This window comes from Pseudomonas sp. GM_Psu_1, assembly GCF_026544185.1.
Lineage (GTDB): Bacteria > Pseudomonadota > Gammaproteobacteria > Pseudomonadales > Pseudomonadaceae > Chryseomonas > Chryseomonas oryzihabitans.
Genome location: NZ_JALNUX010000003.1, coordinates 1 through 26,362 on the forward strand (window position 1 = coordinate 1; position 26,362 = coordinate 26,362).

General features: G+C 65.9%; 24 protein-coding genes and 1 tRNA gene. 10 read left to right on the plus strand and 15 right to left on the minus strand.

All coding sequences use genetic code 11. The features are described from left to right. Positions 1-46: 46 nt before the first annotated feature. On the minus strand, positions 47-1,363 hold the full coding sequence (locus tag OXS31_RS05175; protein WP_145248070.1) for a DEAD/DEAH box helicase: 1,317 nt from the start codon (positions 1,361-1,363) through the stop codon (positions 47-49). A 138-nt stretch (positions 1,364-1,501) separates the two neighbouring features. On the opposite strand from OXS31_RS05175, the gene OXS31_RS05180 reads away from it, so the two are divergent. Further along, the gene (locus tag OXS31_RS05180; RefSeq protein WP_144953134.1) at positions 1,502-3,394 is read left to right on the plus strand and encodes an alkaline phosphatase family protein; all 1,893 of its coding nucleotides are present in this window, start codon (positions 1,502-1,504) and stop codon (positions 3,392-3,394) included. Between the two features lie 18 nt (positions 3,395-3,412). On the opposite strand, the gene OXS31_RS05185 is transcribed toward OXS31_RS05180, so the two are convergent. From OXS31_RS05185 to OXS31_RS05215, 7 genes are all read right to left on the minus strand, one after another. Beyond that, positions 3,413-4,528, minus strand: coding sequence for an FUSC family protein (locus OXS31_RS05185; protein ID WP_267398235.1), 1,116 nt, complete (start codon positions 4,526-4,528; stop codon positions 3,413-3,415). A gap of 108 nt (positions 4,529-4,636) precedes the next feature. Continuing rightward, a complete protein-coding gene (locus OXS31_RS05190) occupies positions 4,637-5,881 on the minus strand; it encodes a TIGR03862 family flavoprotein (protein WP_267398236.1) in 1,245 nt (414 codons plus the stop codon). A 46-nt stretch (positions 5,882-5,927) separates the two neighbouring features. Then, positions 5,928-7,169 carry a zinc-dependent alcohol dehydrogenase gene (locus tag OXS31_RS05195; RefSeq protein ID WP_267398237.1) on the minus strand — a complete coding sequence of 414 codons (1,242 nt, stop codon included), beginning with the start codon at positions 7,167-7,169 and terminating at the stop codon, positions 5,928-5,930. Between the two features lie 154 nt (positions 7,170-7,323). After that, entirely contained in the window at positions 7,324-8,100 is a 777-nt protein-coding gene (locus OXS31_RS05200) for an NYN domain-containing protein (protein ID WP_007158988.1), read from the minus strand. Positions 8,101-8,112: 12 nt separating this feature from the next. Continuing rightward, complete coding sequence (locus tag OXS31_RS05205) at positions 8,113-9,039, minus strand: histone deacetylase (protein WP_042133369.1); 927 nt, start codon at positions 9,037-9,039, stop codon at positions 8,113-8,115. After that, complete coding sequence (locus tag OXS31_RS05210) at positions 9,036-9,668, minus strand: exopolysaccharide biosynthesis protein (protein WP_007158986.1); 633 nt, start codon at positions 9,666-9,668, stop codon at positions 9,036-9,038. Before OXS31_RS05210 ends, OXS31_RS05205 begins: the two co-directional genes overlap by 4 nt. Beyond that, positions 9,665-11,281, minus strand: coding sequence for a histidine kinase famiy protein (locus tag OXS31_RS05215; RefSeq protein WP_267398239.1), 1,617 nt, complete (start codon positions 11,279-11,281; stop codon positions 9,665-9,667). Before OXS31_RS05215 ends, OXS31_RS05210 begins: the two co-directional genes overlap by 4 nt. Before the next feature lie 171 nt (positions 11,282-11,452). Here OXS31_RS05215 and tesB point away from each other — a divergent pair, with 171 nt between their 5' ends. From tesB to OXS31_RS05230, 3 genes are all read left to right on the plus strand, one after another. Continuing rightward, entirely contained in the window at positions 11,453-12,313 is an 861-nt protein-coding gene (gene tesB, locus OXS31_RS05220; RefSeq protein WP_027599866.1) for an acyl-CoA thioesterase II, read from the plus strand. Between the two features lie 114 nt (positions 12,314-12,427). Beyond that, entirely contained in the window at positions 12,428-13,876 is a 1,449-nt protein-coding gene (locus OXS31_RS05225) for an ATPase domain-containing protein (RefSeq protein ID WP_267398241.1), read from the plus strand. Between the two features lie 25 nt (positions 13,877-13,901). Then, on the plus strand, positions 13,902-14,270 hold the full coding sequence (locus OXS31_RS05230; protein ID WP_007158982.1) for a response regulator: 369 nt from the start codon (positions 13,902-13,904) through the stop codon (positions 14,268-14,270). A 79-nt stretch (positions 14,271-14,349) separates the two neighbouring features. Here OXS31_RS05230 and OXS31_RS05235 read toward each other — a convergent pair whose 3' ends face one another. Next, on the minus strand, positions 14,350-14,601 hold the full coding sequence (locus tag OXS31_RS05235) for a CsbD family protein (protein WP_007158981.1): 252 nt from the start codon (positions 14,599-14,601) through the stop codon (positions 14,350-14,352). Positions 14,602-14,737: 136 nt separating this feature from the next. Here OXS31_RS05235 and OXS31_RS05240 point away from each other — a divergent pair, with 136 nt between their 5' ends. From OXS31_RS05240 to cadR, 3 genes are all read left to right on the plus strand, one after another. Beyond that, on the plus strand, positions 14,738-16,141 hold the full coding sequence (locus tag OXS31_RS05240) for a hypothetical protein (protein WP_267398242.1): 1,404 nt from the start codon (positions 14,738-14,740) through the stop codon (positions 16,139-16,141). A 169-nt stretch (positions 16,142-16,310) separates the two neighbouring features. Next, positions 16,311-16,490, plus strand: coding sequence for a hypothetical protein (locus OXS31_RS05245; RefSeq protein WP_007158979.1), 180 nt, complete (start codon positions 16,311-16,313; stop codon positions 16,488-16,490). A gap of 194 nt (positions 16,491-16,684) precedes the next feature. Further along, the gene (gene cadR / locus OXS31_RS05250) at positions 16,685-17,155 is read left to right on the plus strand and encodes a Cd(II)/Pb(II)-responsive transcriptional regulator (protein WP_027599862.1); all 471 of its coding nucleotides are present in this window, start codon (positions 16,685-16,687) and stop codon (positions 17,153-17,155) included. A gap of 7 nt (positions 17,156-17,162) precedes the next feature. Here the strand turns inward: cadR and rimO are convergent, their stop codons facing one another. Continuing rightward, on the minus strand, positions 17,163-18,488 hold the full coding sequence (gene rimO / locus OXS31_RS05255; RefSeq protein ID WP_027599861.1) for a 30S ribosomal protein S12 methylthiotransferase RimO: 1,326 nt from the start codon (positions 18,486-18,488) through the stop codon (positions 17,163-17,165). A 307-nt stretch (positions 18,489-18,795) separates the two neighbouring features. Between rimO and OXS31_RS05260 the strand changes: the two genes are divergently transcribed. Beyond that, a complete protein-coding gene (locus OXS31_RS05260) occupies positions 18,796-20,637 on the plus strand; it encodes a potassium transporter Kup (protein WP_007158976.1) in 1,842 nt (613 codons plus the stop codon). A gap of 46 nt (positions 20,638-20,683) precedes the next feature. Here OXS31_RS05260 and OXS31_RS05265 read toward each other — a convergent pair whose 3' ends face one another. From OXS31_RS05265 to OXS31_RS05285, 5 genes are all read right to left on the minus strand, one after another. After that, a complete protein-coding gene (locus OXS31_RS05265; RefSeq protein ID WP_027599859.1) occupies positions 20,684-20,989 on the minus strand; it encodes a hypothetical protein in 306 nt (101 codons plus the stop codon). A 96-nt stretch (positions 20,990-21,085) separates the two neighbouring features. Then, complete coding sequence (locus tag OXS31_RS05270) at positions 21,086-22,360, minus strand: AcvB/VirJ family lysyl-phosphatidylglycerol hydrolase (RefSeq protein WP_007158974.1); 1,275 nt, start codon at positions 22,358-22,360, stop codon at positions 21,086-21,088. Between the two features lie 7 nt (positions 22,361-22,367). Continuing rightward, positions 22,368-25,025, minus strand: coding sequence for a bifunctional lysylphosphatidylglycerol flippase/synthetase MprF (gene mprF, locus OXS31_RS05275; RefSeq protein ID WP_027599857.1), 2,658 nt, complete (start codon positions 25,023-25,025; stop codon positions 22,368-22,370). A gap of 190 nt (positions 25,026-25,215) precedes the next feature. Then, positions 25,216-25,292: transfer RNA gene (locus tag OXS31_RS05280), tRNA-Met, on the minus strand. Between the two features lie 89 nt (positions 25,293-25,381). After that, a complete protein-coding gene (locus OXS31_RS05285; protein WP_165904647.1) occupies positions 25,382-25,528 on the minus strand; it encodes a hypothetical protein in 147 nt (48 codons plus the stop codon). A gap of 172 nt (positions 25,529-25,700) precedes the next feature. Here OXS31_RS05285 and OXS31_RS05290 point away from each other — a divergent pair, with 172 nt between their 5' ends. After that, the gene (locus OXS31_RS05290) at positions 25,701-26,027 is read left to right on the plus strand and encodes a hypothetical protein (protein WP_042133380.1); all 327 of its coding nucleotides are present in this window, start codon (positions 25,701-25,703) and stop codon (positions 26,025-26,027) included. A 23-nt stretch (positions 26,028-26,050) separates the two neighbouring features. Continuing rightward, a complete protein-coding gene (locus OXS31_RS05295) occupies positions 26,051-26,284 on the plus strand; it encodes a hypothetical protein (RefSeq protein WP_007158971.1) in 234 nt (77 codons plus the stop codon). Positions 26,285-26,362: the final 78 nt, after the last annotated feature.

Consider the following 26,362-nt stretch of genomic DNA (forward strand, 5'->3'; position numbering starts at 1 on the left):
CGTCGTAGGATGGACAACGGCGCAGCCTTGTCCACCCGTCCTAGGCTCAGGGCTTCTTGCGCGCCTTGCCGAAACCCGGCGCCTTGCGCACCGACTTGACCTTGGGCTTGCCGTCTTCCACCCAGCGGCCCAGGGGCTTGTCGGATACCGGACCACCCACCTTGGGTTTCTTCGGCTTCTTGGGTTTCTTCATGACCAGGCCGCCCGGGCCGGTCTGGGGCACGCGATGGTCGGGGATGAAGTCCGGCTCGTCGCGGCGCATGAGGATCTGGCCGATCAGGGTCTCGATGGCCGCCAGCTGCTCGACCTCATCGGCGCATACCAGGGACACCGCCTGGCCTTGGTTGCCGGCGCGGCCGGTCCGGCCGATGCGGTGGACATAGTCTTCCGCCACGATGGGCAGGTCCAGGTTGACCACCAGCGGCAGGTCCTGGATGTCCAGGCCACGGGCGGCCACGTCGGTCGCGACCAGGATGTCGGCCTCGCCGGCCTTGAAGCGGGCGAGGGAACGCAGTCGCGCGGGCTGGGGCTTGTCGCCATGGATGGATTCCGCCGCCAGCCCCTCGGCCTGCAGCGCCTCCACCAGTTGCTCCACACCCTTGCGGGTCTTGGCGAACACCAGCACCTGGCCATGGCGACCGCTGCGATAGAGGTGCAGGAAGAGTTCGGTCTTGCGCTTCTTGTCGACCGGCACCACCCACTGCTTGACGGTGACCGCGGCGGTGTTGCGCGGACTGACGTCGATAGTCTGGGGATCGCGCAGTACCGGGGCGGCCAGCTGACGCACGGCGTCGGAGAAGGTCGCCGAGAACAGCAGGGTCTGGCGCTTGCGCGGCAACATGACGAACAGCTCGCCCAGTTGCCGGGAAAAGCCCAGGTCGAGCATGCGATCGGCTTCGTCCAGCACCAGCAGCTGTACCTGGTCGAAGCGCACGGCGTTCTGGTTGAACAGGTCGAGCAGGCGCCCGGGGGTCGCCACCAGCACGTCCACGCCCTTGCGCAGCTTCATCATCTGCGGATTGATGCTCACGCCACCGTAGGCCACGGCCGTGCGCAGGGGCAGGTGCTGGGCATAGTCGCGCAGACTGGCATGGACCTGCTCGGCCAGCTCGCGGGTGGGGGTGAGGATCAGGGCGCGAATATGGTTGGGCGCCACCGCCGGGCCTTCCTGCACCAGTCGCTGCAGGAGCGGCAGTCCAAAGGCGCCGGTCTTGCCGGTGCCGGTCTGGGCGGCGGCCAGCAGGTCGCGACCGGCCAGCACCGCCGGGATGGCCTGGCGCTGGATGGGCGTGGGGGAGCTGTGCTCCAGGGCGGTGAGCGCCTGCAGCAGCGGATCTATGAGGCCGAGGTCGGCAAAGGTCATGACAGGCCCGGATGGCGTCGAAAAGGGAGCGAATTCTAGGCCGACTGTGAAGCGCGCTCAAACTTTGTAGCCAGGCGGCGGCTGCAGCCGGAATCCCGGCACGGCATAGTGGTCAGTTGCGTGGCTACAGGAGACCCCATGAGCGCTACCCCTACCTTGCCCCCGGTGTTGGCCGGCCCGCTGCTGCGGCGCACCGAAGCGTCCCGGTTGCTGCTGTGGCTGGTGACCCGCTCGGCCGAGACGCCCGTGCCGCGACTGTGGCAAGGGGCGACCGAGCTCGGCGTGCAGGGGGAGACCCAGTGCCTGCGCCTGGGCGAGCAGGCCTACCTGCAGCTGATCGAGGTCCGGCCGGACACCGAGTTGCCCACGGACACCTTCCTCCGCTACGACCTGCAGCTGAGCGCCGGCGGAATCCGCGACTGGGCGCCGCATCTGCTCTCCGCCGAGGGCGAATTGCCGCGCTTCGTCCTGCGCGCGCGTTTCGATCATCTGCTGCATGGCTCCTGCCGCAAGCCCCACCATGCCTCGGCCGATGGCCTGATTGCCGTGGATCGCCTGCTGCAGGGCTGCACGACACCCGAGGAGTCGCCGGCGGCGCTGCTGCTCACGGGCGACCAGGTCTATGCCGATGACGTCGCCGGGCCGATGCTGCTGGCGGTGCAGGCGCTGATCCGCCGCCTCGGGCTCTATGGCGAGGACCTCGAAGGGGCGGTAGTGGCGGACAGCGAGGCGCTGATGGCCCATGCCGCCAACCTCTACCACCGCGAGGACCTGCTGCCGGCCTTCAAGTCCAACCGGGCGCTGCGCGAGAAATTCTTCGGTGGGGTGGAGAAACCCATCTTCACCTCCACCAATGCCCACAACCACCTGGTGACCCTGAGCGAGGTGCTGGCGCTCTATCTGCTCTGCTGGTCGCCGACACCCTGGACGCTGATCGAGGTGGTGCCACCGGCGCTCGACGCCAAGGACGATGAGCGCTACGCCGCCGAGTCGCGCTGCATCGAGGGCTTCGTCGCGACCCTGCCGCAGGCGGCGCGGGCCCTGGCCGGCGTGCCGACGCTGATGATCTTCGACGACCACGACGTCACCGACGACTGGAACCTCTCCGCCCGCTGGGAAGAGACCGCCTACGGCCATCCCTTTTCCCGGCGCATCCTCGGCAATGCGTTGCTGGCCTATCTGCTCTGCCAGGCCTGGGGCAACGCCCCGGAAGCCGTGGCCGAACCCCTGGCGGCCACGGCCCGGCTGCTGGACACGGCGGGTGACGACGGCAAGCTGGAGTGCCCGACGCAGAACGCCTGCATCGACGACCTGCTGCGCTTCCAGGGCTGGCACTACGTGCTCAAGACCAGCCCGCCGCTGATCGTGCTGGACACCCGGACCCGTCGCTGGCGCAGCGAGCGGCGCCTGGAGCACCCCTCGGGGCTGATGGACTGGGAAGCCCTCTGCGAATTGCAGCAGGACCTGCTGGACCATCCCTCGGCGGTGATCGTCTCGGCCGCGCCCATGTTCGGGGTCAAGCTGATCGAGGCGGTGCAGCGCATCTTTACCTGGTTCGGCCAGCCGCTGATGGTGGATGCCGAGAACTGGATGGCCCATCCCGGGGCGGCCAAGACCATGCTCAACATCTTTCGCCACCGCCGCACCCCGGGCAACTACGTGGTGCTCTCCGGCGACGTGCACTATTCCTTCGTCTACGACATCCGCATCCGAGACCGGCGCGGTGAGCCGCGGCTCTGGCAGATCACCAGCAGCGGCATCAAGAACGAATTCCCGCCGCGCCTGCTGGCCACCCTGGACCGACTCAATCGCTGGCTCTATGCGCCCTGGTCGCCGCTCAACGGCTTCACCAAGCGCCGCCGCTGGGAACTGCAGCCGCGCCTGCCGGATCGCCGCGAGGCCGGCGAGCGACTGTGGAACGGTGCCGGCATCGGCCAGGTGCTGCTGGACGGGGAAGGGCGGCCGGCGGTGATCCGCCAGCACAATGCCGATGGCTCGCCGGCCACCGAGTTCGTCGAGCGCCCGGCCTGAGGTCGGCGCCGCGGCGCCCTAGGGTCTTCCGGGTGACAGGCGCCTGATCAGCCAGGTCGAGAGCCAGTACACCGGCTCCAGCACCAGAAAACCCAGCAGGATGCCGCCCAGCCGGGCCAGGCCTGCCACCGGGTCGATATGGTCATAGTGGTCAGGCACCATCACCACCAGAAACGCCAGCGCGAACTGCATGCCGAGATAGCCGATACCGAGCGGACCATTCTCGAGGTGTCTGCCGATCAGCACACCGAGCGCAACGCCCGCCAGCGTCAGCCAGAGGCTTTCCTGGCTGACCAACAGCAGAAGGGCCGCCAGGCCACCCCCGAGCAGGCAGCCGAGCATTCGATGCAACAGCCTTCTGGAAACCGCCTTGCCGGCGCTGCTCAGGCCGTCGAAGGGAACCACCATGACCGCCAGGATGGTGATGGCCGCCTGGCTGACATCCACCCCGATCTCTGCCGTCGCGCCCAGGGACAGCAGGGCCAGGGCCAGACCTCCCTGCAGCGCATGGCGCAACGCCAGGGGCTGCCAGACCCCCAGGGTCCGCGGCGTCGAGGCCACCGTGGTCGGCACCTTGGGCCACAGGCGCACACGGACGCCGTAGGTGGAAAGGGCGCTCACCAGCACGCACGCCGAGGTGCCGAGCGCCACCTCCAACAGGCGTGACAAGGCGTATTGCTCGAGCTGCTCGGGCGCCTGGAGGCTCGCCAGGACCACCATGGCGTAGGTGAGGCCGCCCAGCAACCAGGCATAGCCATAGCGGCCCACCAGTGTCAGATAGAGGGTGATGCTGCCCACTGTGCCCAGCAGGACGGCCTGCTCGTAGGGGTTCAGCTGCAGGTGGCGCAGGACCAACAGGGCGCCTGCGGCGCCGATGCAGGTGCCCAGCACCCGCAGGCAGCCGCGCGAGAAACTGTCGCGGACATCTGACCTCATCACGATATAGCCGCTGAACGCGGCCCAACCGACATGCTGAACCCCGGCCAGGTGGCCGAGCAGGATCGCCAGCAGGACCGAGGTCAGGGTTTCCAGTTCGTCGACCAGGCGGCGCCGGTCGCGGCCGAACTGGCGGAGATCGCCTGCCAGATCGCGCAACAACTGCCTGAATTCCGACAACGCCTGAGAGGGGGACATGGATCCCTGATGAGTACCGTGATCGCTGCCTATGTTACCGCCGCTGATCGCCGTCTGGCAGCACAGGAGCCGGCCGCGAACGGTAGAGGCGCATCGCGACAAGACCGCTCAGGCCGAGCTGCCGCCAGCGGCCAGCCAGCGCAGCACCCCCTGGCCCGCCGCGCGGCCACTGGCGAAGCAGGCCGTGAGCAGATAGCCGCCGGTGGGCGCCTCCCAGTCGAGCATCTCGCCGGCGCAGAAGACGCCCGGCAGCTGCCGGAGCATCAGGCCGTCGTCCAGCGCTTCCAGGGGTACACCGCCGGCGCTGCTGATGGCTTCCGCCAGGGGCCGCGCTCTGACCACGGTGAGGGGCACGGCCTTGCAGGCCTGGGCCAATCGGCCCATGTCCTGGAAGGTTTCTGGCGGGGCCAGCTCGCGGAGCAGGGCGGCCCGGGCGCCGTCGATCCCGGCGTGGCGCCGCAGGTGGTTGGCCAGGGACTGGCTGCCGCGGGGTCTGGCCAGGGCCCGGCCGAGTTCCGCCAGGTCACGCTGCGGCGCCAGGTCAAGGCTCAGGGTCGCCTGGCCGTCCCGTTCGATGGCCTTGCGGATTTCGGCGGACAGCGCATAGACCAGGCTGCCCTCGATCCCGGTGTCGGTGAGCACGAATTCGCCCTGGCGTGGCGGCTGACCCGGCAGGGCCAGGGCAGACGGCTTGATCGGCGCGCCGGCATAGCGGGTCTTGAGGAAGTCGCTCCAGCCGGCCACCTCGAAACCGCAATTGGCCGGTTCCAGCGGGCGCAGTTCGACTCCTCGCGCGGCGAGCAGGGCCTGCCAGGCCCCATCCGAGCCCAGCCGCGGCCAGCTGCCACCGCCCAACGCCAGTACCGTAGCCTGGGGCTGCAGGAGCCGCTCGCCCTCCGGGATGGCCAGGCGCAGCCGGCCCTCGGCGTCCCAGCCCAGCCAGCGGCTGCGGGTATGGATGCGTACGCCCTGGTCGCGCAGGCGATGCAGCCAGGCACGCAGCAGGGGTGCGGCCTTCATGTCGGCGGGAAACACCCGGCCCGAGGTGCCGACAAAGGTCTCGATACCCAGCTCATGGATCCAGGCGCGCAGGGCGTTGCTATCGAAGCTATCGAGCCAGGGGCTGACGCCGCTCTCACGCTCGCGATAACGCTGACGAAAGGCAGACTGCTCCTCGGCATGGGTGATGTTCATGCCACCCACGCCGGCCAGCAAAAACTTGCGGCCTACCGAAGGCATGGCATCGAAGAGGTCCACAGGGACGCCTGCGGCGGCCAGGGTCTCGGCCGCCATCAGCCCGGCAGGGCCGCCCCCGATGACAGCGACGGCGGGCGTGGCGGAGAGGAGAGACATGGCGGCATCCAGGAGCTGAGGAAAACCGCCATTGTACGCGACGCGACTAGACCACGCCGGCCTGGCCCAGGGGCGCCGCCAGGGATTCTTCCAGTCGTTCGGGAATCAGCGGCTCGTTGCGCCCGGGCGTGAGAATCACCTTGCGGCAGTCCTCCTGCTTCTTGTCGAAGATTTTGTAGCCCTCGACCGCCTGCTCCAGGGACATCCGGTGGGTGATGATGGCCTCCGGCGCCAGGTCACCGCGCTCGATGTGTTCGAGCAGCTCCGGCAGATAGCGCTGCACGTGGGTCTGGCCCATCTTGAAGGTCAGGCCCTTGTCGAAGGCGTCACCGAACAGGAAGCCGTGGATGAAGCCGGCATAGACGCCCGGTACGCTCACGGTACCGCCACGGCGTACCGCGGCGATGCACTGGCGCAGGGCCTTGCCGCTGCTGCCTTCTAGCTTGAGGTTGGCGAGGATGGTTTCGGTGGTGCTGCCCTTGGCCTCGAAGCCCACCGCATCCACCACGCCGTCGACGCCGCGCTTGCCGGGCGTCTGCTCGATGATGGTGGCGGCCGGGTCGTCGTCTTCGTCGAAGTTGATCGGGATGACGCCATAGGTCTGCTGGGCATAGGCCAGCCGATAGGGGTGGTGATCGACCATGAAGATGCGCTCGGCGCCCAGCATCCGCGCACAGGCCGCGGACAGCAGGCCGACCGGGCCGGCGCCATAGATGGCGATGCTCGATCCCTGGCCGATGCCGGTGTTGAGCACGGCCTGCCAGGCGGTGGGCAGGATGTCGGACAGGAACAGCACCTTTTCGTCGGCCAGGGTGCCGGGCACCTTGAAGGGACCGGTGTTGGCCTTGGGCACCCGCACGTATTCGGCCTGGCCGCCCGGTACGCCGCCATAGAGGTGGCTGAAGCCGAACAGCGCCGCACCCGGCGGGATCTGTTTCTTGTTGAGGATGGCGCCGCGACCGGTATTGGTGGTCTCGCAGGCGGCGTAGAGATCCTGGTTGCAGAAGAAGCAGCTGCCACAGGCGATGACGAAGGGAATCACCACCCGGTCGCCTTTCTGCACGGCAGTGACGGCCGGGCCGGTTTCCTCGACGATGCCCATGAATTCGTGGCCGAAGATATCGCCGTGTTCGACGGTGGGAATCTTGCCGCGGTAGAGGTGCAGGTCCGAACCGCAGATGGCCGTGGCCGTCACCCGCAGGACGATGTCGTCGGCGTCCTGGATGGTCGGATCGGGGACGGTATCGACGCGGACATCGTGGGCACCGTGGTAGGTCAAGGCTCGCATGGCGGTCTCCGTAGGGCGGTAAGCACCTAGGGTGGAGGCCGCCGTAAGCCGAGCGGTTCCGCGAGGTCGGACCGGTGGTATGGCGATCTGATAGCGACAGTTCGCGACTTTTCGCCGCTATTGCCCGGGCCAGAGCCGGGCAGGCGCAGCGGCGTCAGCGGTTGCGGATATAGACGGCCTTGCCGGCGCTGCCGTCGGCGGGATCGCGTTCCTGGACTTCGAAACGATCGCCATGGGCCTTGACCAGGCCGCTGAATTTGCGGTGCCCATAGAGGCGGGCGTCGAAATCCGGACGCACCTTGCCGAGGTTGGCCCCGACCATGCCCAGATTGGCCCAGCCGCCTTCGTCGGAGGCGTCTTCCACCGCCTGCTCGATGAGCTTGAGGATGGTGCTCAGCTTGGGCTTGCCGCGATTGGTGGTGGCGGGCTTGTCGCTGGCGCCGGCGGCCTCGCGCGGCTCTTCCCGCGGCTTGGACCTGAGGATCTCGGTGTAGATGAATCTGTCGCAGGCCGAAACGAAGGGATCCGGCGTCTTCTCCTCGCCGAAGCCGTAGACCGTCAGTCCTTCCTCGCGCAGTCGCGCCGCCAGGCGGGTGAAGTCGCTGTCGCTGGAGACCAGGCAGAAACCGTCGAAGCGGCGGGTGTAGAGCAGGTCCATGGCGTCGATGATCAGGGCGCTGTCGGTGGCGTTCTTGCCCTTGGTGTAGCCGAATTGCTGCACCGGCTGAATGGAGTGGTCGAGCAGCACCTTCTTCCAGCTGTTGAGCTGGGGTTGGGTCCAGTCACCGTAGATGCGCTTGACGCTGGCCACGCCGAAGCGGGCGATCTCGGCCATGAGACCATCGACGATGGCCGCGGGGGCGTTGTCGGCGTCGATCAGCACGGCCAGGCGTGCCTGGCTGGATTCGGGTGTCTTGGCGGTCTTGCTCATGGAAACTCCTGTTCAATGCAGGCCGAGCTCGTGCCAGACCTGGGTCGCCGTGTGATGGAGGATGCCGTGACGACGGGCCAGGGCCAGGCGATCGGCCGAATAGCCGCCGCCGATCACTCCCACCACGGGTATATCTGCCGCCAGGCAGCGCCGCAAGACGAAACCGTCGCGCGCCGCGAGACCGGCATCGGTCAATTCGAGATAGCCCAGGGCGTCGTCGCGATGGACGTCCACCCCGGCGTCGTAGAGCACCACGTCGGGCTGGTGGAGCGGCAGCAGGTAACCCAGGGCGTCGTCGAGCACCCGCAGGTAGCCGGCGTCGTCCAGGCCGCGGGGCAGGGGGATGTCCCAGTCGCTTTGCGCCTTGCGCGCCGGATAGTTGGTGGCGCAGTGCAGGGAGACGGTGACGGCGTCGGGCACCTCGGCGAGGATGCGCGCCGTGCCGTCGCCCTGGTGGACGTCGCAGTCCAGGATCAGCACCCGTCCGGCGCGTCCGCTTTCCAGCAGCGACAGCGCCAGGATCGCCAGGTCGTTGAAGATGCAGAAGCCGGCCGGATAGTCGTGATGGGCATGATGGGTACCCCCGGCGAGGTGACAGGCCAGGCCATGACGCAGCGCCAGCTCCAGGGTGAGCAGGGAACCGCCCACGGCGCGGATGGTGCGGCGCACCAGGGCTTCGCTCCAAGGCAGGCCCAGCTGGCGTTGCAGCGGCGGCGGCAGTTCGCCGGCCTTGAACGCCTGGATGTAATCGGGGGCATGCGCCAGCGCCAGTAGCTCGTCCGGGCAGAGTTCGGGCCGTTGCCAGTTGTCCGCGCCCAGGATGCCGCTGGCACTCAGGTGTTCGTGCAGCAGCCGGAATTTCTCCATCGGAAAACGATGGCCAGCGGGGAAGGGCGGACTGTAGTCCTCGTGGTAGACCAGGGGCAGGCGTGTGCTCAAAACACCAGGAGCTCCAGGATGAACCAGAGGATACCGGTACAGAAACCCAGCGCCAGGAGAAACAGCAGGCCGTCGCGGGCGATCAGCGACAGGGCGAAGGAGGTCAGCGCCAGCCCCGCCGTGGTGTTGGCGAAGGGCACCAGATCCAGCACCGGCATGGTCGCGGCGATGAGGATGCAGAGCAGGGCGGTGACGAAGTGCGCCGGGCGCGAGGTGAGTACCCGCAGCCGCGACTTGACCACCTTGTCGACCCAGCGCGCCGGCTTCTGCAGCAGCCGCAGCGACTTGCGCAGCTTGCCGCGGGAGACGGAGCGCTGCAGCACCCAGCGCGGCAGCCAGAAGTGATCGCGCCCCAGTAGCAGCTGACCGCTCACCAGCATCACGAAGACGGCGATGGCGGTGGCGATACCGGGAATGCCGGTGAGCGGCGAGATCGCCAGCACGCCCGGCAGGAGGATCATGGGGCCGAAGGAGCGACTGCCGATGGCGTCGATCAGGTGCTGCACCGAGACCTGGCTGGGGCTGTTGCCCACCCGCTCCAGGCAGGCCAGAAAGCTCTGGAGGTCCACTGGGCCATCCTGCCCGGTGTCGCAGCTGGCGGGCTCGCGCTCCAGGGCCTCCTCTTTCATGGCTGGGCGCTGTCCAGCATGCGGCGGATCCAGCGGGTCAGGTCCTGGCGGCCATAGGGCTTGTTGAGGATGGGGAAACGCTCGCCGTTGCCTTCCTCCAATTCCAGGGCGTTGTTGGCGTAGCCGGTGGTGAGCAGGATGCGCAACTCGGGCTGCCGCCGCTGGGCCTCCTTGGCCAGCATCACGCCATTCATGCCGCCAGGCATGATCAGATCGCTGAACAGCAGGTCGATGGTGGGTTCGCGCGCGAGAATGTCCAGCGCCTGCTGGCCATTGTGGGCGACCAGCACCTGATAGCCGGTCTCTTCCAGGATGGCCTGGGCCAGGGCCGCCACGTCCGGGCGATCGTCCACCACCAGGATGGTCTCGGAACCGCCGCTGTCCTCGTGCGGGGTCGGCAGGGGCGCCGGGTGTTCGCGCGCCTCCTCTTCGGAAACGGGGAAGTAGAGACGCACCGAGGTGCCTATGCCGACCTCGGAATAGAGCCTGACCAGGCCGCCCGACTGCTTGAGGAAACCATAGACCATGGACAGGCCCAGGCCGCTGCCCTGGCCTTCGTCGCGGGTGGTGAAGAAGGGGTCCAGGGCGCGCCCGAGCACGTCGGTCGACATGCCGCAGCCGGTGTCGGTCAAGGCTATGCAGACATAATGCCCCTGGGCCAGGCCGCCATGGGCCAGGTCCTGGCCATTGACCTCGACGTTGAGGGTTTCCAGGGTCAGGGTGCCGGTGCCGCGCTCCTGCATGGCCAGGCGGGCGTTGTCGACGATGTTGAGCAGCGCCGTCTCCAGCTGGATCGGATCGAGCCGGCAATTCCACAGCGCCGGTGCCGGGCGGAAGATGAAGCGGAAGGGGCCGCCCAGGGCCTGGGCCAGGCGACTCTGGCGGGCATTGATGAGCTTGTTCAGGTCCACCGCGCGCCCGGTCAGGCGCTGCTTGCGGGCGAAGGCCAGCAGCTGCTGGGTGAGGGTCGCCGCCCGGTTCACCGCGTCGCGGGTGTTGTCGACATGGCGCTTGGCTTTGTCCCTGTCCAGTTCCGGGCGGTCCAGGTTGATCCTCAGGATATCCAGGTAGCCGACCATCACCTGCAGCAGGTTGTTGAAATCGTGGGCGATGCCGCCGGTGAGCTGACCCAGGGCTTCCATCTTCTGCGCCTGGCGCAGGGCGTCTTCGGCGTCGCGGCGGCGGGAGACGTCGAGCTGCGAGGCGAAGAAATAGCGCAGCTGACCCGCGGGATCGAGCACCGGCGAGATGAACAGCGCATTCCAGAAGGTCGAGCCGTCCTTGCGGTAGTTCAGCAACTCGATGTCGCAGTCGCGCTGCTCGCGGATGGCGTTGCGGATCTCGGCGATGTGCTCCTGGCGGGTGTCGGGTCCCTGCAGAAAGCGGCAATTGCGACCCAGCACCTCGTCCAGGGCATAACCTGTGGTACGCAGGAAGGACTCGTTGGCAAAGATGATCGGGTTATCCGGCTGGTGCGGATCCGTCACGATCATCGGCATCCGGGTCTTCTTCACGGCGGCAAAGAAGATGTCGTCGTGGCCGAGACCCTTGCCCAGCTCCGCGATCTGGGCCGCGGCGGGGTGGAAAGACGAAGCGTTTGCGGTTTCGGTCATGGAGAGGAAGCCTGCGAGCGGACAGCGATACCTTTATTGTGACCCTTTATACGGCCACAAGCTCCACCAGTTATCGTCATACGATGAGCAATGTGTCTGGAAGCACGGCGAACGCACAGGATTTGACCGGTTTTGCGTATGATGATCGCTCTCTGTCAAGGAACCCTACCCATGAGCAAGGTGCTGGACAACCTGGTCGATCTACTGACCCTCGAATCTCTGGCCCCCGATCTGTATCGGGGCGGCAGCCAGGATCTGGGCTTTCCCCAGCTCTTTGGTGGTCAGGTCCTGGGGCAGGCGCTGTCGGCGGCCAGCCAGACCGTGCCGGTGGAGCGCCGGGTGCACTCGCTGCACGGTTACTTCCTGCGCGCCGGGTCGGCGGTTGAGGCGGTGACCTACCAGGTGGATCGCATTCGCGACGGCGGAAGCTTTTCCACGCGCCGGGTCACCGCCTTCCAGGGCGAGCAGCCGATCTTCTTCTGCAGCGCCTCCTTCCATATCGAGGAGCCGGGTTTCGAGCATCAGACGACCATGCCGGAGGTACCGGCACCCGAGACCCTGCAATCGGAAATCGCCCACGCCCAGCGCTATGCCGAGCTGATTCCTGCGCCGCTGCGCGACAAGCTGCTCGGCCCGCGCCCGATCGAGATGCGCCCGGTGGTCTTTACCGACCCCTTCCAGCCGCAGCCCACCGAACCGGTCCGCCACGTCTGGTTCCGCGCCACCGGCGACCTGCCGGACCAGCCGGCCCTGCATCGCTATCTGCTGGCCTACGCCTCGGATTTCAATCTGCTGCCCAGTTCGCTGCTGCCCCATGGCACCAGCTTCTGGGATCGCTCGCTGCAGATCGCCAGTCTCGACCATGCGGTCTGGTTCCACCGCGATTTCCGCCTGGACGACTGGCTGCTGTACGCCATCGACAGCCCCTGGGCCGGTGGTGCCCGCGGTCTGTGCCGCGGCAGCATCTACAACCGCGCGGGTCAGCTGGTGGCCTCGGTGGCCCAGGAAGGACTGATTCGCAAACGCGGCTGAGATCCAGCCGTCCGGCTGGCTATTTGGTTATCACCCTTATAGGCTCTTGCCTGCGAAGGACTGGATGCCCGCGGCTAGGCGTCCCAGGCACAACATTAGTTTGAGGCATCGTTCTTGAATCGACTCGCGCGCGTCGTAACCGGTATCCAGGGGCTGGATGAGATCTTGAAGGGAGGCCTGGTTGCAGGTGCGTCCTATGTCATCCAGGGGCGTCCGGGTTCCGGCAAATCGATCATGGCCAACCAGATCGCCTTCAACCATGTGCGCGGCGGTGGGCGGGTTCTGTTCGCCACCATGCTGTCGGAAACCCACGAGCGGATGTTCCAGTTCTTTTCCACGCTGGATTTCTTCGACCGCTCCTGCATCGGCGACCAGGTCCAGTACCTGAGTGCCTTCGACACCATGGAAGGTGAGGGGCTGGACGAGGTGGTCCGCCTGCTGCGTCGCGAGATCAGCCGGCAGAAGGCCAGTCTGCTGGTGGTCGATGGCCTGCTCAATGCCCGGTCGCGCGCGGAAACGCCGATCGACACCAAGAAATTCATCGCCGAGTTGCAGGGGCATGCGGCCTTTGCCGGTTGCACGGTCATCTTTCTCACCAGCGCGCGTCTCGAGGACGGCAGCCCGGAACACACCATGGTCGATGGTGTGCTGGATCTGCACGAGGAAGAAATCGGCAGTCGCACCATCCGCCGCCTGGCGTTGCGCAAGACCCGTGGCAGCGGCGCGCTGCCGGGCTTTCACGAATTCACCATCTCCGATGCCGGCATCACCGTGTTTCCGCGCCTCGAGGCGCTGTATCGCGATCCTTCTGCCGGCGCGACCTATCGCGTCAGTCACCAGCGCGTGCCCAGTGGCATGGCGTCGCTGGATGCGATGATCGAAAACGGCCTGCCGGAGAGTTCGACCACCCTGCTCATGGGGCCATCGGGTGCCGGCAAGACCTCCATCAGTCTCAACTTCCTGGCGGCCTCGACGCCGGAAGCGCCCGCGCTGATGTTCGGCTTCTACGAGCCCCCGGAGCGACTGCTGCTCAAGGCGAGTGCCCTGGGCCTCGATCTGGCCAGCCGGGTCGACGAGGGCGCCTTGCATCTGCACTGGCAACCGACCACCGAGATGCGCCTCGACGAGGTCGGTCTCGAACTGCTGGCCATGGTCAGACGGCACGGCATCAAGCGGCTGGTGATCGACAGCCTGGGCGCCATCGCCCGCTTCGCCCTGCCGCAAGGACGGCTCATCGAATACTTCAGCGCGCTACTGAACGAGCTGCGTACCCAGGGCGTCACAGTTCTAGCCACCTGGGAATTGCGCGACGTCTTTGGCGCGGACATCGCCGCGCCGGCGCCCGAACTTTCCAGCATGGCGGACAATCTGATTTTGCTGCGATTCGTCGAGGCCGAGGCCGAGATCAAGCGGGTGCTGTCGATCCTCAAGGTCAGGGACAGCATCTACGATCCAGCGCTGTGCGAACTGATCATCGACGACTCGGGAATCGAACTGAAAAAGGCATTCAAAGACATGGTGAAGGTACTTTCAGGTTCAGCCATGCCCTCCACACAACCATGATCGCGTCGGGTGGGAGAATCTCCAGATGACGACGATACTGGTAGTCGATGACGAATTCCTGATAGCGGACATCCTGGCCTTCGCCCTCGAAGACGAAGGCTACATGGTGGTCAAGGCGAGCAATGGTCGCCGAGCGCTTGACGTCTTCGATCGCGAACTACCGTCCTTGGTCATCACCGATTTCATGATGCCGGTGATGAACGGCCGCGAGCTGGCAGAGGCCCTGCGTGAACGTCAGGGCTTGCAGCATCTGCCCATTATCCTCATGAGCGGCGCCCAGGCGCATCTGGCTCAGGAGAGTTCGGAGCTGTTCGATTCCGTGTTTCAGAAGCCGTTCAACATCAGCGACATCGTCGATGCGGTGCACAAGCACCTGGTGACCCTGGAGCAATGACGAACCCATAGCAAAAAGGCCTGTCTAGACAGGCCTTTTTGCTATGGGGCTGGCGCAGCGGCCAGCCCCGCGTCTCCGATCAGGAGCGCGAAAGCAGTACGCCCAGCACGAAGCCGACGCCGCCGGCGATGGCCAGGGCAGTGAAGGGCTTGTCGGCGGTCACGTTGCGCGCGCAGTCGATGGCCTGGCCATACTGCTCCTGCAGCTTGCCTTCCAGCTGACGGGCCTTGCCCTGGGCTTGCCAGTCGGCATTGCCGGTCGCCGCGCCAAAGCTATCCTGGACCTTGCCGGTAGCGTCCTTGGCATTGCCTATGATCTGATCGGTATTCATAAATGCACCTCGTGTGGGGAAACGGGGGAGGTCATGCCAAGCGGCATGCTTCCTTTATTGATCCGCGCCAGACGCATTTCGTTCAGGTCAATTTGCTGTTCGCGACGTGTATCGCGGTTCCCTGCCGAGAGGATCCATGATCTCCAGCCGTTTTTCCGCCCTTTGCCTGCTGTCGCTCCTGGCGGGCTGCAGCACTCAGCAGCCGCCGGCCGAAGCCCCGACCGGGGCCGACGACCTCTTCGCCCGTCCTATCATCGCCGAGAGCGTTCTGCGCGAGGGTTCGCGTCTGCAGCTGGCGCTCGCCCTGGCCGATGGCGGCTCCGCTCTGGTCTCCCTGGATTGCGCGGCTGACCAGGCCGAATTGCTCTACCTGGATGGCGCTCAGCGGGTCTATCCGGGGCGGGTGAATGCCTATGCCGCGCCCTTGCCGCTGAGCGCGGCCAAGGTCGCGGCGCTCAAGCAGCGTCCCGATGTGGCGGCGCTCTGCTCCCGGCCCGCCAACGCCGACTGGCGCGCCCTCGCCAGGGGCCCCGGCGGCGACACCCTGGTGATCGATCGCAACAGCCTGGTGGACGATAACGGCGTGCGCCGTTTCTGGGCGGGTCAGCAACTGCCCGTCGCCCTGCAGACGCCACGCTACGGTGCTCCGGTGCGCCAGTGGCGCGAATCCCTGGCGGCCGACTGCACGGCGCGCCGTTACCTGCTGCTGGCGCGCTACGGCCTGGACGATGCGGGGCGGGTGACCGACAGCCAGCCTAGCGCCCAGGGCCAGGAAGCCTTCACGGCGGCGCCGGCCGAACGGCGTACCCTGCTGGAAGCCGCCTGTGATCGGCGAGACGCCTTGTTGGCTACGCCGCGCATGGAAGAGGTCAGGGCCGCCGCCACACCGCCGGCTGCTCCGCCGCCTCCCGGCGAACTACCCGCGGCCCAGGCGCAGCCCCTGCAGGCACTTAAGGCGTTGGCGCTGCCCGCGCCGCGGGTGGTTGTGCAGCGCTTCGTGGAGGAGGGCGAGAGCCGCTACGAAGGCCAGACCCATGCCTATCGCGAAGAGGTGCAGGTCAGCCCTGGCGCCCAGCCCGGACTGCTGCGCTTCAGTGCCCAGGGCAAGGCGGCCCGGGTCGATTCGCTCACCTGGCGCGGGCTGATCGACCTGGTACGCCGTACCCGTATCGACAACGGCAACCTGCCGGTGGAAGAAGTCGCCAGCCTGGATCAGCTGACCTTCAGCGGCGACTGGCGCGCTCTCGCCGTTGGCAGCCAGGTCGGTTACCAGGCGCGGCAGACCCTGACCGGCAATCTCAAGGGCGCCGAGCAGCGCGAGATCAGGCTGTCCTGCAAGGTGGTTGGCGACGGCGAGGCGCGCCGGGTATTGGCCAGCCTCAGCGGCCGGGCCAAGACCCTGGAGTGCCGGCATGGCGAGGCGGGCCATGGCCCCCTGAGTCGCTGGACCTACCTGGAGGACTACGGCTTCTTCCACCTGACCAGTGTCGGAGCCGGACGCGCCATGGGCCTGGAAAAGCACCTTAGCGACCTGCGATAGCCGGCCCAGAGCCCCTGGTCAGGCCGGGGGCTGCTGCATGAGGTCTGGAAGTTCCCAGGTGATATTTTCCTCAGAGGTAAATATCACTCTCTAAAAGGACTCTTTTTGGCGAATTAGTACTGGGAGTACGCTGTGTCTATCGAAACAGCACAACCAAGAGGTATTCGCTATGAAAGTCCTGGGTGTCCAAGCCATCGTCGCCGTCCTGTTCATGGGTCTGCTGTCGGGCACGGCGTCCGCCGCCAGCCGCGATATGTCGAGCAAGTCGATTCGCGCCAATGCTCAAGCCCAATTCCAGTCGGAGCATCCCAACCGGGTCTCCGCGCTCTACCAGAACAACGCCAACTAATCTGGCGGCTGTCTCGACGCCCCGGCGACCCACTCATCGCCGGGGCGTCGTCCTGTCTGGCCCCTCGTCAGCCGGACTATCCATGTCTTCCCCCTCCGGTAACGTCGCTCCCTCAACCCCCTGACCGTCTTCCGTCCTTGCTGCAGCGGCTCCGGCACGGCAGGCTGTGCACCTCAGCTCAACGAGACAGGATGATGAAGATCGGCGAATTGGCCAGGCGCACCGATTGCGCCGTCGAGACCATCAGGTACTACGAGCGCGAAGGGCTGCTGAGTCCGGCGGCGCGCAGCAGCAGCAACTACCGCAGCTATGACGAAAGCCAGGTCGAGCGCCTGGTCTTCGTTCGCCATTGCCGGTCGCTGGACATGACGCTGGAAGAGATTCGCGCCCTGCTGGCCCTGCGCGATACCCGCGAACCCGGCTGCGCCCAGGTGGACGCCCTGATCGGCGCCCATCTGCACCACGTCGAGGTGCGTATCCGCGAGTTGAATCAGCTGCGTGAACAGCTGGTGACCCTGAGGCGCCACTGCCAGGGAGAGGGCGAAGGGGACCGTTGCGGCATCCTGCGCGAACTCGGTCAGCCGGCGGCGCCGTCGGCGACCACCGCCAGCTGCAGTGCGGCCGGGCACGCCCATGTGCCCGGCACCCACCGCCTGCATGACTAGCTAGGAATCAGAGCGCCTCTGCCCAGAGGTCGTACTCGTCGGCGTCGGTGACCCGCACCCAGACCTTGTCACCCGGCTTCAGCGGGTTGGCGCTGTCGACATAGACGTTGCCGTCGATTTCCGGGGCATCGGCATAGGAACGGCCGATGGCGCCCTGGTCGTCCACCTCGTCGATCAGCACCTCGATCTCGCGACCGATCTTGAGCTGCAGGCGCGCGGCGGAGATGGCCTGCTGGTGAGCCATGAAGCGCTCCCAGCGCTCCTGCTTGACCTCGTCCGCCACCGGCTCCAGGCCCAGCTCGTTGGCGGGTGCGCCCTCGACCGGCGAGTACTGGAAGCAGCCGACGCGATCGAGTTGGGCCTCGGTGAGCCAGTCCAGCAGGTACTGGAAGTCTTCCTCGGTCTCGCCGGGAAAGCCGACGATGAAGGTGGAGCGGATGGTCAGCTCCGGGCAGATCTCGCGCCAGCGCTTGATGCGCGCCAGCGTCTTGTCCTCGAACGCCGGGCGCTTCATGGACTTGAGTACCTTGGGGCTGGCGTGCTGGAAGGGGATGTCCAGGTAGGGCAGCAGCTTGCCGGCGGCCATCAGCGGAATGACGTCGTCGACATTGGGGTAGGGGTAGACATAGTGCAGGCGCACCCAGACGCCCATGCCCGACAGCGCCTCGCAGAGCTCCAGCATGCGCGTCTTGACCGGCTGGCCGTTCCAGAAGTCCAGCTTGTACTTAAGGTCGACGCCGTAGGCGCTGGTGTCCTGGGAGATCACCAGCAGCTCCTTGACACCGGCCTTGACCAGGCGCTCGGCCTCGGACAGCACGTCGCCCACCGGGCGGCTGACCAGCTTGCCGCGCATGGAGGGGATGATGCAGAAGCTGCAGCTGTGGTTGCAGCCTTCGGAAATCTTCAGGTAGGCGTAGTGGCGCGGGGTCAGCTTGATGCCCTGGGGCGGCACCAGGTCGATCAGCGGATTGTGCTCCAGCTGCGGCGGCACCACCTCGTGCACGGCGCTGACCACCTGCTCGTACTGCTGCGGACCGGTCACCGCCAGCACGCTGGGATGCACGCCGCGGATGTTGCCCTCGTCCACACCCATGCACCCGGTGACGATCACCTTGCCGTTCTCGGCGATGGCCTCGCCGATGGCGTCCAGCGACTCCGCCTTGGCGCTGTCGATGAAGCCGCAGGTGTTGACCACCACCACGTCGGCGTCTTCATAGGTCGGCACGATCTCGTAGCCTTCCATGCGCAGCTGGGTGAGGATGCGTTCGGAGTCGACGGTGGCCTTGGGACAGCCGAGGCTGACGAAACCGACCTTGGGGGCGGACGTTTGGATGGACATGGGCTAACCTCGGCGGGGCGCTCAGGAGGCGCCTTGATCAAAAAACGCGCGATTCTAGCCATCTCTGCCGCTGCTTGGAAGGGGCAGGCAGGTCCTGGCGACCGCGCAGAGCTTTTTGCCGACCAAGGAGTCTATGGTGCTGGAAGCGCTGCGCTGAGAGGTTGCGCGCGCCACGCTACCGGCCTTTTCAACTTGATCCTGACGCCGCTTCGGCGCAGGATGCGCCGATTTTAGACTCTAGGAGCCCTGCATGAGCCGTCCGGAACACGAGCACGGTGGTAAAGCCCCTTCGGCCTTGGGAATGATCGTGCTCGCCACCGGTGTGGTATACGGCGACATCGGCACCAGTCCTCTCTATACCCTCAAGGAAGTCTTTTCGCCGCACTACGGCTTGCCGCTGAATCACGACAGTGTGCTCGGCATCCTGTCGCTGATCTTCTGGTCGCTCATCTGGGTCGTCACCCTCAAATACATCACCTTCGTCATGCGTGCCGACAACCAGGGCGAGGGCGGCATCATGGCGCTCACCGCCCTGGCCCGGCGTGCCGCCCAGGGCTCGCCGCGCCTGGCCACCACCCTGGTGCTGCTGGGGCTGTTCGGCGCCGCACTCTTCTATGGCGACAGCATGATCACCCCGGCGGTCTCGGTGCTGTCGGCGGTGGAGGGCCTGGAACTGGCCTTCGATGGTCTGGAAGCCTGGGTGGTGCCCATCGCGCTGGTGATCCTGGTCGGCATCTTCGCCATCCAGAAGCGCGGTACCGCCACCATCGGCAAGTTCTTCGGGCCGGTGATGGTGCTCTGGTTCACCACCCTGGGCGCCCTGGGTGTCTATGGCATCGTCCAGCAGCCCGAGGTGCTCAAGGCCTTCAATCCCTACTGGGCGGTGCAATTCTTCGCCGATAACCCGGTGAAGGGCTTCATCGTGCTGGGCGCGGCGGTGCTGGCGCTGACCGGCGCCGAGGCGCTCTACGCCGACATGGGGCACTTCGGCCGCAAGCCCATCGCCCGAGCCTGGCTGCTGCTGGTGCTGCCGGGGCTGGTGCTCAACTACTTCGGTCAGGGCGCGCTGCTGCTCGCCGATCCCGCGGCGGTGCGCAATCCCTTCTATCTGCTGGCCCCGGAATGGCTGCTGCTGCCGATGATCGGCCTGGCGACCCTGGCCACCGTCATCGCCTCCCAGGCGGTGATCACCGGCGCCTTCTCCATGACCCGCCAGGCCATCCAGCTGGGCTACATCCCGCGCATGCAGATCCAGCACACCTCCAGCCAGGAGCAGGGGCAGATCTACATTCCGCTGATGAACTGGGCGCTGATGCTGGGGGTGATCTTCCTGATCCTGACCTTCCAGTCCTCGGCCAACCTGGCCGAAGCCTACGGCGTGGCGGTGACCGGCACCATGCTGATCACCAGCTGCCTGGTGTCGGCGGTGATCCTGCTGCTGTGGAAATGGCCGCGCTGGATCATGGTGCCGCTGCTGATCGGCTTCCTGCTGGTGGACGTGCTGTACTTCTCCGCCAATGCGCCGAAGATCTTTTCCGGCGGCTCCTTCCCGGTGATCGCCGGTATCGTCATCTTCATCCTGTTGACCACCTGGAAGCGGGGCCGGCAACTGGTGGTGGAGCGCCTGGACGACGGCGCGCTGCCGCTACCGATCTTCATCAGCAGCATCCGCGCCCAACCGCCGTTCCGCGCCAAGGGCACCGCGGTGTTCCTGACCGCCCGTACCGACGTAGTCCCCCACGCCATGCTGCACAACCTGCTGCACAACCAGGTGCTGCACGAGCAGGTGGTGCTGCTCACGGTGCGCTACGAGGATCGTCCGCGGGTGTCGCGCGGCGAGCGCATGGAGGTCGAGGACTTCGGTGATGGCTTCTATCGGGTGGTGCTGCACTACGGCTTCATGGACGAACCAGACATTCCCCTGGCGCTCAGCCATTGCCCCTATCCGGGACTGGATTTCACGCCGATGCGTACCACCTACTTCCTCAGCCGGGAGACGGTCATCGCCTCCAAGCGCCTGGGCATGGCGCCCTGGCGCGAGAATCTCTTCGTCTTCCTGATGAAGAACGCCAACGGCAACCTGAGATTCTTCAAGCTGCCGGTGAATCGGGTGATCGAACTGGGTACCCAGGTGGAGATCTAGCCGAGCGCGAAAAGCACAAAGGCCCCAGCAGGGGCCTTTTCTTTGCCTAGTTGAACACTGGCGGGGGGAGGGCGTCGGGATCGGTGATGAAGGGCATCTGCCAGCTGTCGAGGGTCTGGCCCCGGCTCTCCAGCTCGCTGCGTACCGTGCCGATGTAGCCGGCCAGGCGCAGGGGATCGGCGTAGTCCGCTTCGCCGAGCTGTTCTTCGGTATAGAGCGTCTTGCCCTGGGCATCCACCACGCCCAGTGCCAGGTCATGGCCATCCGCACCGGACGACACCACGCAGCCAAGGGGTTGGAAGGCATCCACCAGGATCTTGCTGGCGGCATCGGCGGAAAGCGGTGTGCTCATGTCGGGGGTCTCCGTGGCTGTTGCAGCCATAGACCGCGGGAGACCGGCTCCTTGTTCCGGCCGTTCGTCCGGGCCCGCAGGCCCGGACGGGATACGCTATTGCGGCGTACGGGCCTCGATGGCCTTGACCATGAAGTCGGCCAGCTTGTCGTAGTTCTCGTCGAAGTGGTGACCGCCCGGACGCCCCAGCTTCTCACCCGGCTGGCCCGGCTGGGTGCAACCGCTGTCGTCCTTCTCTTCCTCGCCATAGACGCAGAACAGCTTGGCGGCGGGGATCTTGCTGGTTTCCGGCAGGGTGTCGGCTTCGTCACCCGGCTTGCCCAGCCAGCCTTCCACGGCGATCTCGAAGTTGCTCTTGCGGCTGAAGGCCAGCAGCAGTAGCGAGGTCACCTGGTCCTGATCCGCCTTGGGCAGGCGGTTGTAGACCGCCGGCAGGATATCGGCGCCAAAGGAGTAACCAGCCAGCACGAAGTGCTTGGCGTTCCACTTCTCGCGGTATTCCTGCATCAGGTTGGCCAGGTCGGCGGCCACCTGTTCCGGGCTCTTGTGCTGCCAGAAGTAGCGCAGCGCATCCACACCAACCACCGGATAGCCCGCTTCGTTCATGGCCTGGGCGGAGAGCCGGTCGATGTCGCGCCAGCCGCCGTCACCGGAGTAGAAGATGGTCACCACGTCGGGATGGCCGGGCTTGACGTCGGGATCGGCCGGCATCTCGATGGTCGGGATGTCGTTGTGCTGACCCAGCAGGCGGTTCTTGAGCTGGGTACGCAGCACCACCGGCAGGGCGGTGCCGTAGTCGGCGATGGTCAGGTCGGCATTGCTCTGCTGACGCACGAAGATCGCCGAATCATCGGTCGGATGATCGTTCCAGGCGATGTGCCACTGGCCGGCTGCCGCCTTGGCGGGCAGGGCGTCCGGGCAATCCAGGGTTTCCAGGTTGAAGCCAACGCTCAGGGCGGCGGCCTTCGGGTTGTCCTGGGTGGCCAGCCAGCGCCAGGCGCGGGCAGCGCCCGGGCCGATGCCGCCGACAAAGGTCGGCGCGCCGCTCAGCTGCTTGGCGGCGTTGGCGAAGTCGTCGTTCTGCGCCTGGCAGTTGTTGGAGACCTGGACCTCGTACTGGACGATCTCGGCGCCGGTGTTGGTCGCCAGCCCCAGCAGATCGGCGTCCGCCAGCTGCAGATCCGCAGGTGTGGCCAGAACCACGCGAGCGTGTGGCTCGCCCTTGGGCGCGGCCATGGTCAGCAGGCGACCGTCCGGCTGCGCCATGACCTTGACCTGGGGCGCCGAGGGCCAGCGATGGAGCCACCACCAGCCGAGGCCCCCCGCGATCAGCAGGATGACGAGCAGTACTGCGAGTGCACGTTTCAGCATAGGAGTCTCAACGTTTGACCAGGCCGGTATAACCCCCGGCGATTAGGGCGGCGGTATCGGCGAAGGCGACCAAGGGATCCAGGCCGGCGGGGACCGCCATGTAGCGCGGTTCCCATTCCGGATCGAACTTGTCCTTGAAGCGGCGCAACCCCTGGAAGTTATAGAACTGTTCGCCACGTCTGAACACCATGGCGCCCAGACGCTGGGTGATGGGGGCGCCGCGGCGGGGATGCAGGCCGGCCAGCGGGACCATGCCCAGCGAGAAGCGCGCGAAGCCGGCGGCCTTGAAGTGCAGGATCAGCCCGAGCATGAGGAATTCCATGGTCTGCTTGGGCGCATCCGCGGTGACCCGCATCAGGTCGATGCTGGCCAGATCCGGGCGTTCGGTCTCCAGGAGGTTGGCGAAGGCCACCGCCTTGCCCTGGAAGCGCACCACGGCGATGCGGAAGTGCCTGAGATAGGTCGGATCGAAGCGACCCAGGGAAAAGCCCTTCTCGCGCACCTGCTTGCTTTCCAGCCAGACGTCGGAGATGGCCTTGAGCTCGTCCAGGGGCGCCTCGCCCGGGGCGTGGAATTCGATGGCCAGGCCATCGCGCTGACCACGATTCCAGGTGTATCTGAGGTCCTTCTTGCCCTTGCTGTCGAGATCGAAGGCATGCAAGTCGACCCGCGCCTCTTCGCCGAGCTTGAGCGCGGTGAGACCGATGTCCATGTAGAAGGGCAGGTTCTCCGCCCGTACCTGGTAGAACACCGGGCGTGCATGGTGCAGGTCGCAGAGGTCGCGGAATTTCCAGATCAGCTCGGCGCGGGGCTGGGAGCGGCCGATGGGATCGAACAGGGCGATCAGGCTGCGGCCCCGCCGTCCGTACATCAGGAAGGCATCGTCGCTTTCGTGGAAGAGCAGGGCCTTGTCCCCGGTCATCACCAGGCCGCCATCCGGCTGGCTGGACTTGCGCACGATGCCGAAGGCGCGCTCGAGCTCGGCGCCGGTGGGCGCTTCGATGGGCGGCGGCGCGGCGCGCAGCAGCCAGCCCAGGGCGATGATCAGCAGCAGGACGGAGCTGCCCAGGGCGGCCCGCAGGCCGCGCGGGGCATCGGCGTCCAGCGCGAATTGCCACCACAGACGCGTTTCGTAGGGGACATCCTGGTAGGCGAACAGCAGCAGCCACACCGAGGCGGCGACCACGCAGATGCTGGCGGTCACGTACAGCGGCGAGAAGGGCTGCTCCATCAGCCGGCTGCGGCGATAGAAGGATTTACGAAAGATGGCGAGCAGCGCGGCCGTCATCGCCAGAATGGAGGCTTCCTCCCAGTCGAAACCTTTCAACAGGGACAGCAGGCAGCCCAGCAGCAGCAAAACCAAGGTCACCGCCCAAGCCGCGGAGAGGCGCCGGCGCAATCCCTGCGCCAGCAATAGACAGACGACGCCGATCAGGCTCGCGCCCAGGTGGGAGGCATCGATCAGCCGCTGGGGGAGCAGGAAGTCCATGCCCTCCAGGCGGGTGTCTATTTCAGGGGTGACCCCAGAAAAAAGCAGCACCACCCCAGAAAAAAAAACCAGGATGGCGAGGATGGGTGCGGCTAGGCCGGAGGCGACCCGTACGGCCGGGCTGTTCGACAGCAGGCGCCGGCCTTCGCTGAACAGCAGCACCAGGCAGGCGATCACGAACGGCAGCAGTACATAGAAGAGGCGGTAGACCACCAGCGCCGCGGCCAGCTGCGCGGCGCCCAGCTCATTGGCGAAAGCGGCCAGCAGTACCGCTTCGAACACGCCGACACCGCCCGGAACATGGCTGAGCACCCCGGCGGCCAGGGCCAGCAGGTAGACCAGCAGGAAGGCACCGAAGGGCGGCGCCGTGGGCAGCAATAGATAGAGCACCATCGAGGCGGCGGTCACGTCGAGGATGGTGATCACCAGCTGCAGCACGGACAGCCGCAGGGTCGGCAGGCGCAGGGCGCGCTTGCCGATGCGGAAGTGCAGGGCATGGGCGCACGGCTGCTCGGGCGCGCGCCAGCGACGCAGCGCCAGGATGCCCACGGCATAGCCGATCAGGATCAGGGCAGCCACCGTGACGATGACAGCTTCCGGCACGCGCAAGGCCTGGGTGGAGGCCGGCAGGTTGGTCAGGGCGGCGATGGCGGCCAGCGGCGGCAGGGCGGTGCCCAGCGCCAGACTGGAGAATACCGTCATCTGCGCCACTTCCAGGGCACTGAGCCCCTGACGGGCATAGAGGCGATAGCGCACCGAGCCGCCGGACAGCATGGACAGGCCGATCGCGTTGCCGATGGCGAAGGCGGTAAGACCACCCATGGTCCAGGTTCGGGCCGGTAACTTGACGTCGGCGAAGCGCATGGCCGACCACTCGTAACCGAGCAGGATGGTGAAACCGGCGGCCGCGGCGATGAGGGCGCCGATCAGCGAGGAATGGGGGATATCGTGGAGGGCATCGTGAAGGGCTTCGCCATCGATGCTGCTGAGCAGGTGCCAGCAGACCACCAAGGCGGCGGCGAACAGTACCAGGGTGACGCCCAGTTCGATGGGTTGTCGATAGGCCGTCAACCGCTCCAAAAGGCGCCAGGGTAGCGCTTGAGGGGGCGCTACGGGGTGGTCCGCAGGGGATGCCGGCTTCGAGGAGACCTCTTTGGCTGGATCAGGTGCAGTCATGCAAACTCCTCTAGACAGGAACGCGCGTCAGATTACTGGTCGCGCGCGGTTTGCCAAGCCTTGTACAGATAAAAAAGCTCTATACCAACCTTTGTAGCTCTTGCAGCTGCCAAGTTCGCACCGCTTGGATCTGACCTGGGTCAAATTCAGCGCAAAAAAAAACCACTCAAGAGAGTGGTTTTTTCGAATTTGGTTGCGGGAGCTGGATTTGAACCAACGACCTTCGGGTTATGAGCCCGACGAGCTACCAGACTGCTCCATCCCGCGTCCGATGGGGCTCAGTATAGGGCCAAGGAAAAATTCGTCAAGAAAAATTTAATAGCGATCAAAGGCTTATTTACCAAGCAGGGGTGGGCCTACTTGTCGCCATCGCTTTTCTGCATCTGCACGGATGCCTTTTCACCGCTCGAGCGATTCTGTTGATCCGACTGGTCGCGATCGAAGCAGCCACCCAGCATGAGGCTGAGGAGCAGGGCGGAGGACAGGAGTAGAGGGCGTTTCATGAGGGTTCTCCTAGAGGTACGTCCTCAGTCGACCTGTCCTGGCGGCAAAGAGTCCGGAAACCCGATGAGAGTGCCTCTTCGATCAAGTGAGAAGGTGATAGCAAAACGCCGCTAAGCGGTTAAGGCGGGTGGTGGCCATGTGCTATCCTCGATGAGTGTTATGGAGAACCTCATGCAGCCTTCCCAGGATTCGAGTTGTCTGGATCAGCGCATCATGCGCGTGATGGATCACGATATAGCGACACTGGTCGCCCAGTTGTGCAATCTTTCCCTGGCGCTGACCGGCAGCAGTGCCAAAGGCGCGGCGGAGATGGCACTTCAGGTCGTGGAGAAAGTCGAATTGCTCGTCGACGACATGCAGACGCTCCGCGCCGCTGCGCAGGAATTGCTGGACACCACGTCCCGCCATGTTCGCTCCGGCCATATAGAAGATCGGACCGCCATCGCCGGCGACGAGAGTGCACCTTTCGACGATGGGCAGCGCGACCGGACCGTTTGACCAGGAAAGTCCAAGGGGCCGCCATGAATCTCCTGCTGGAAACCTTGCTCCACCATCTCCAGGGCCTGGGTCGCATCGAGTTCTTCGAGCGCAGCGAGCATTTCGCACGATTGATGATCACCACACCCGACGGCGTGATCGCCGAACGCCACCTTTATTACGATCAGCTGCACCATGCCCACGATCTCAAGGCGGTGGTCGATGAGCTGCGCGAAGAGGTCGTGCACCGGCAACGCCTGCTGCAAGACGTCGGTTGACGGGTGATTCGTCGTTCGCCATGGACAAATCCGGGCGGTCTTGGCTTACTGTACGGATAATCAGCCGTCATGCCCGGC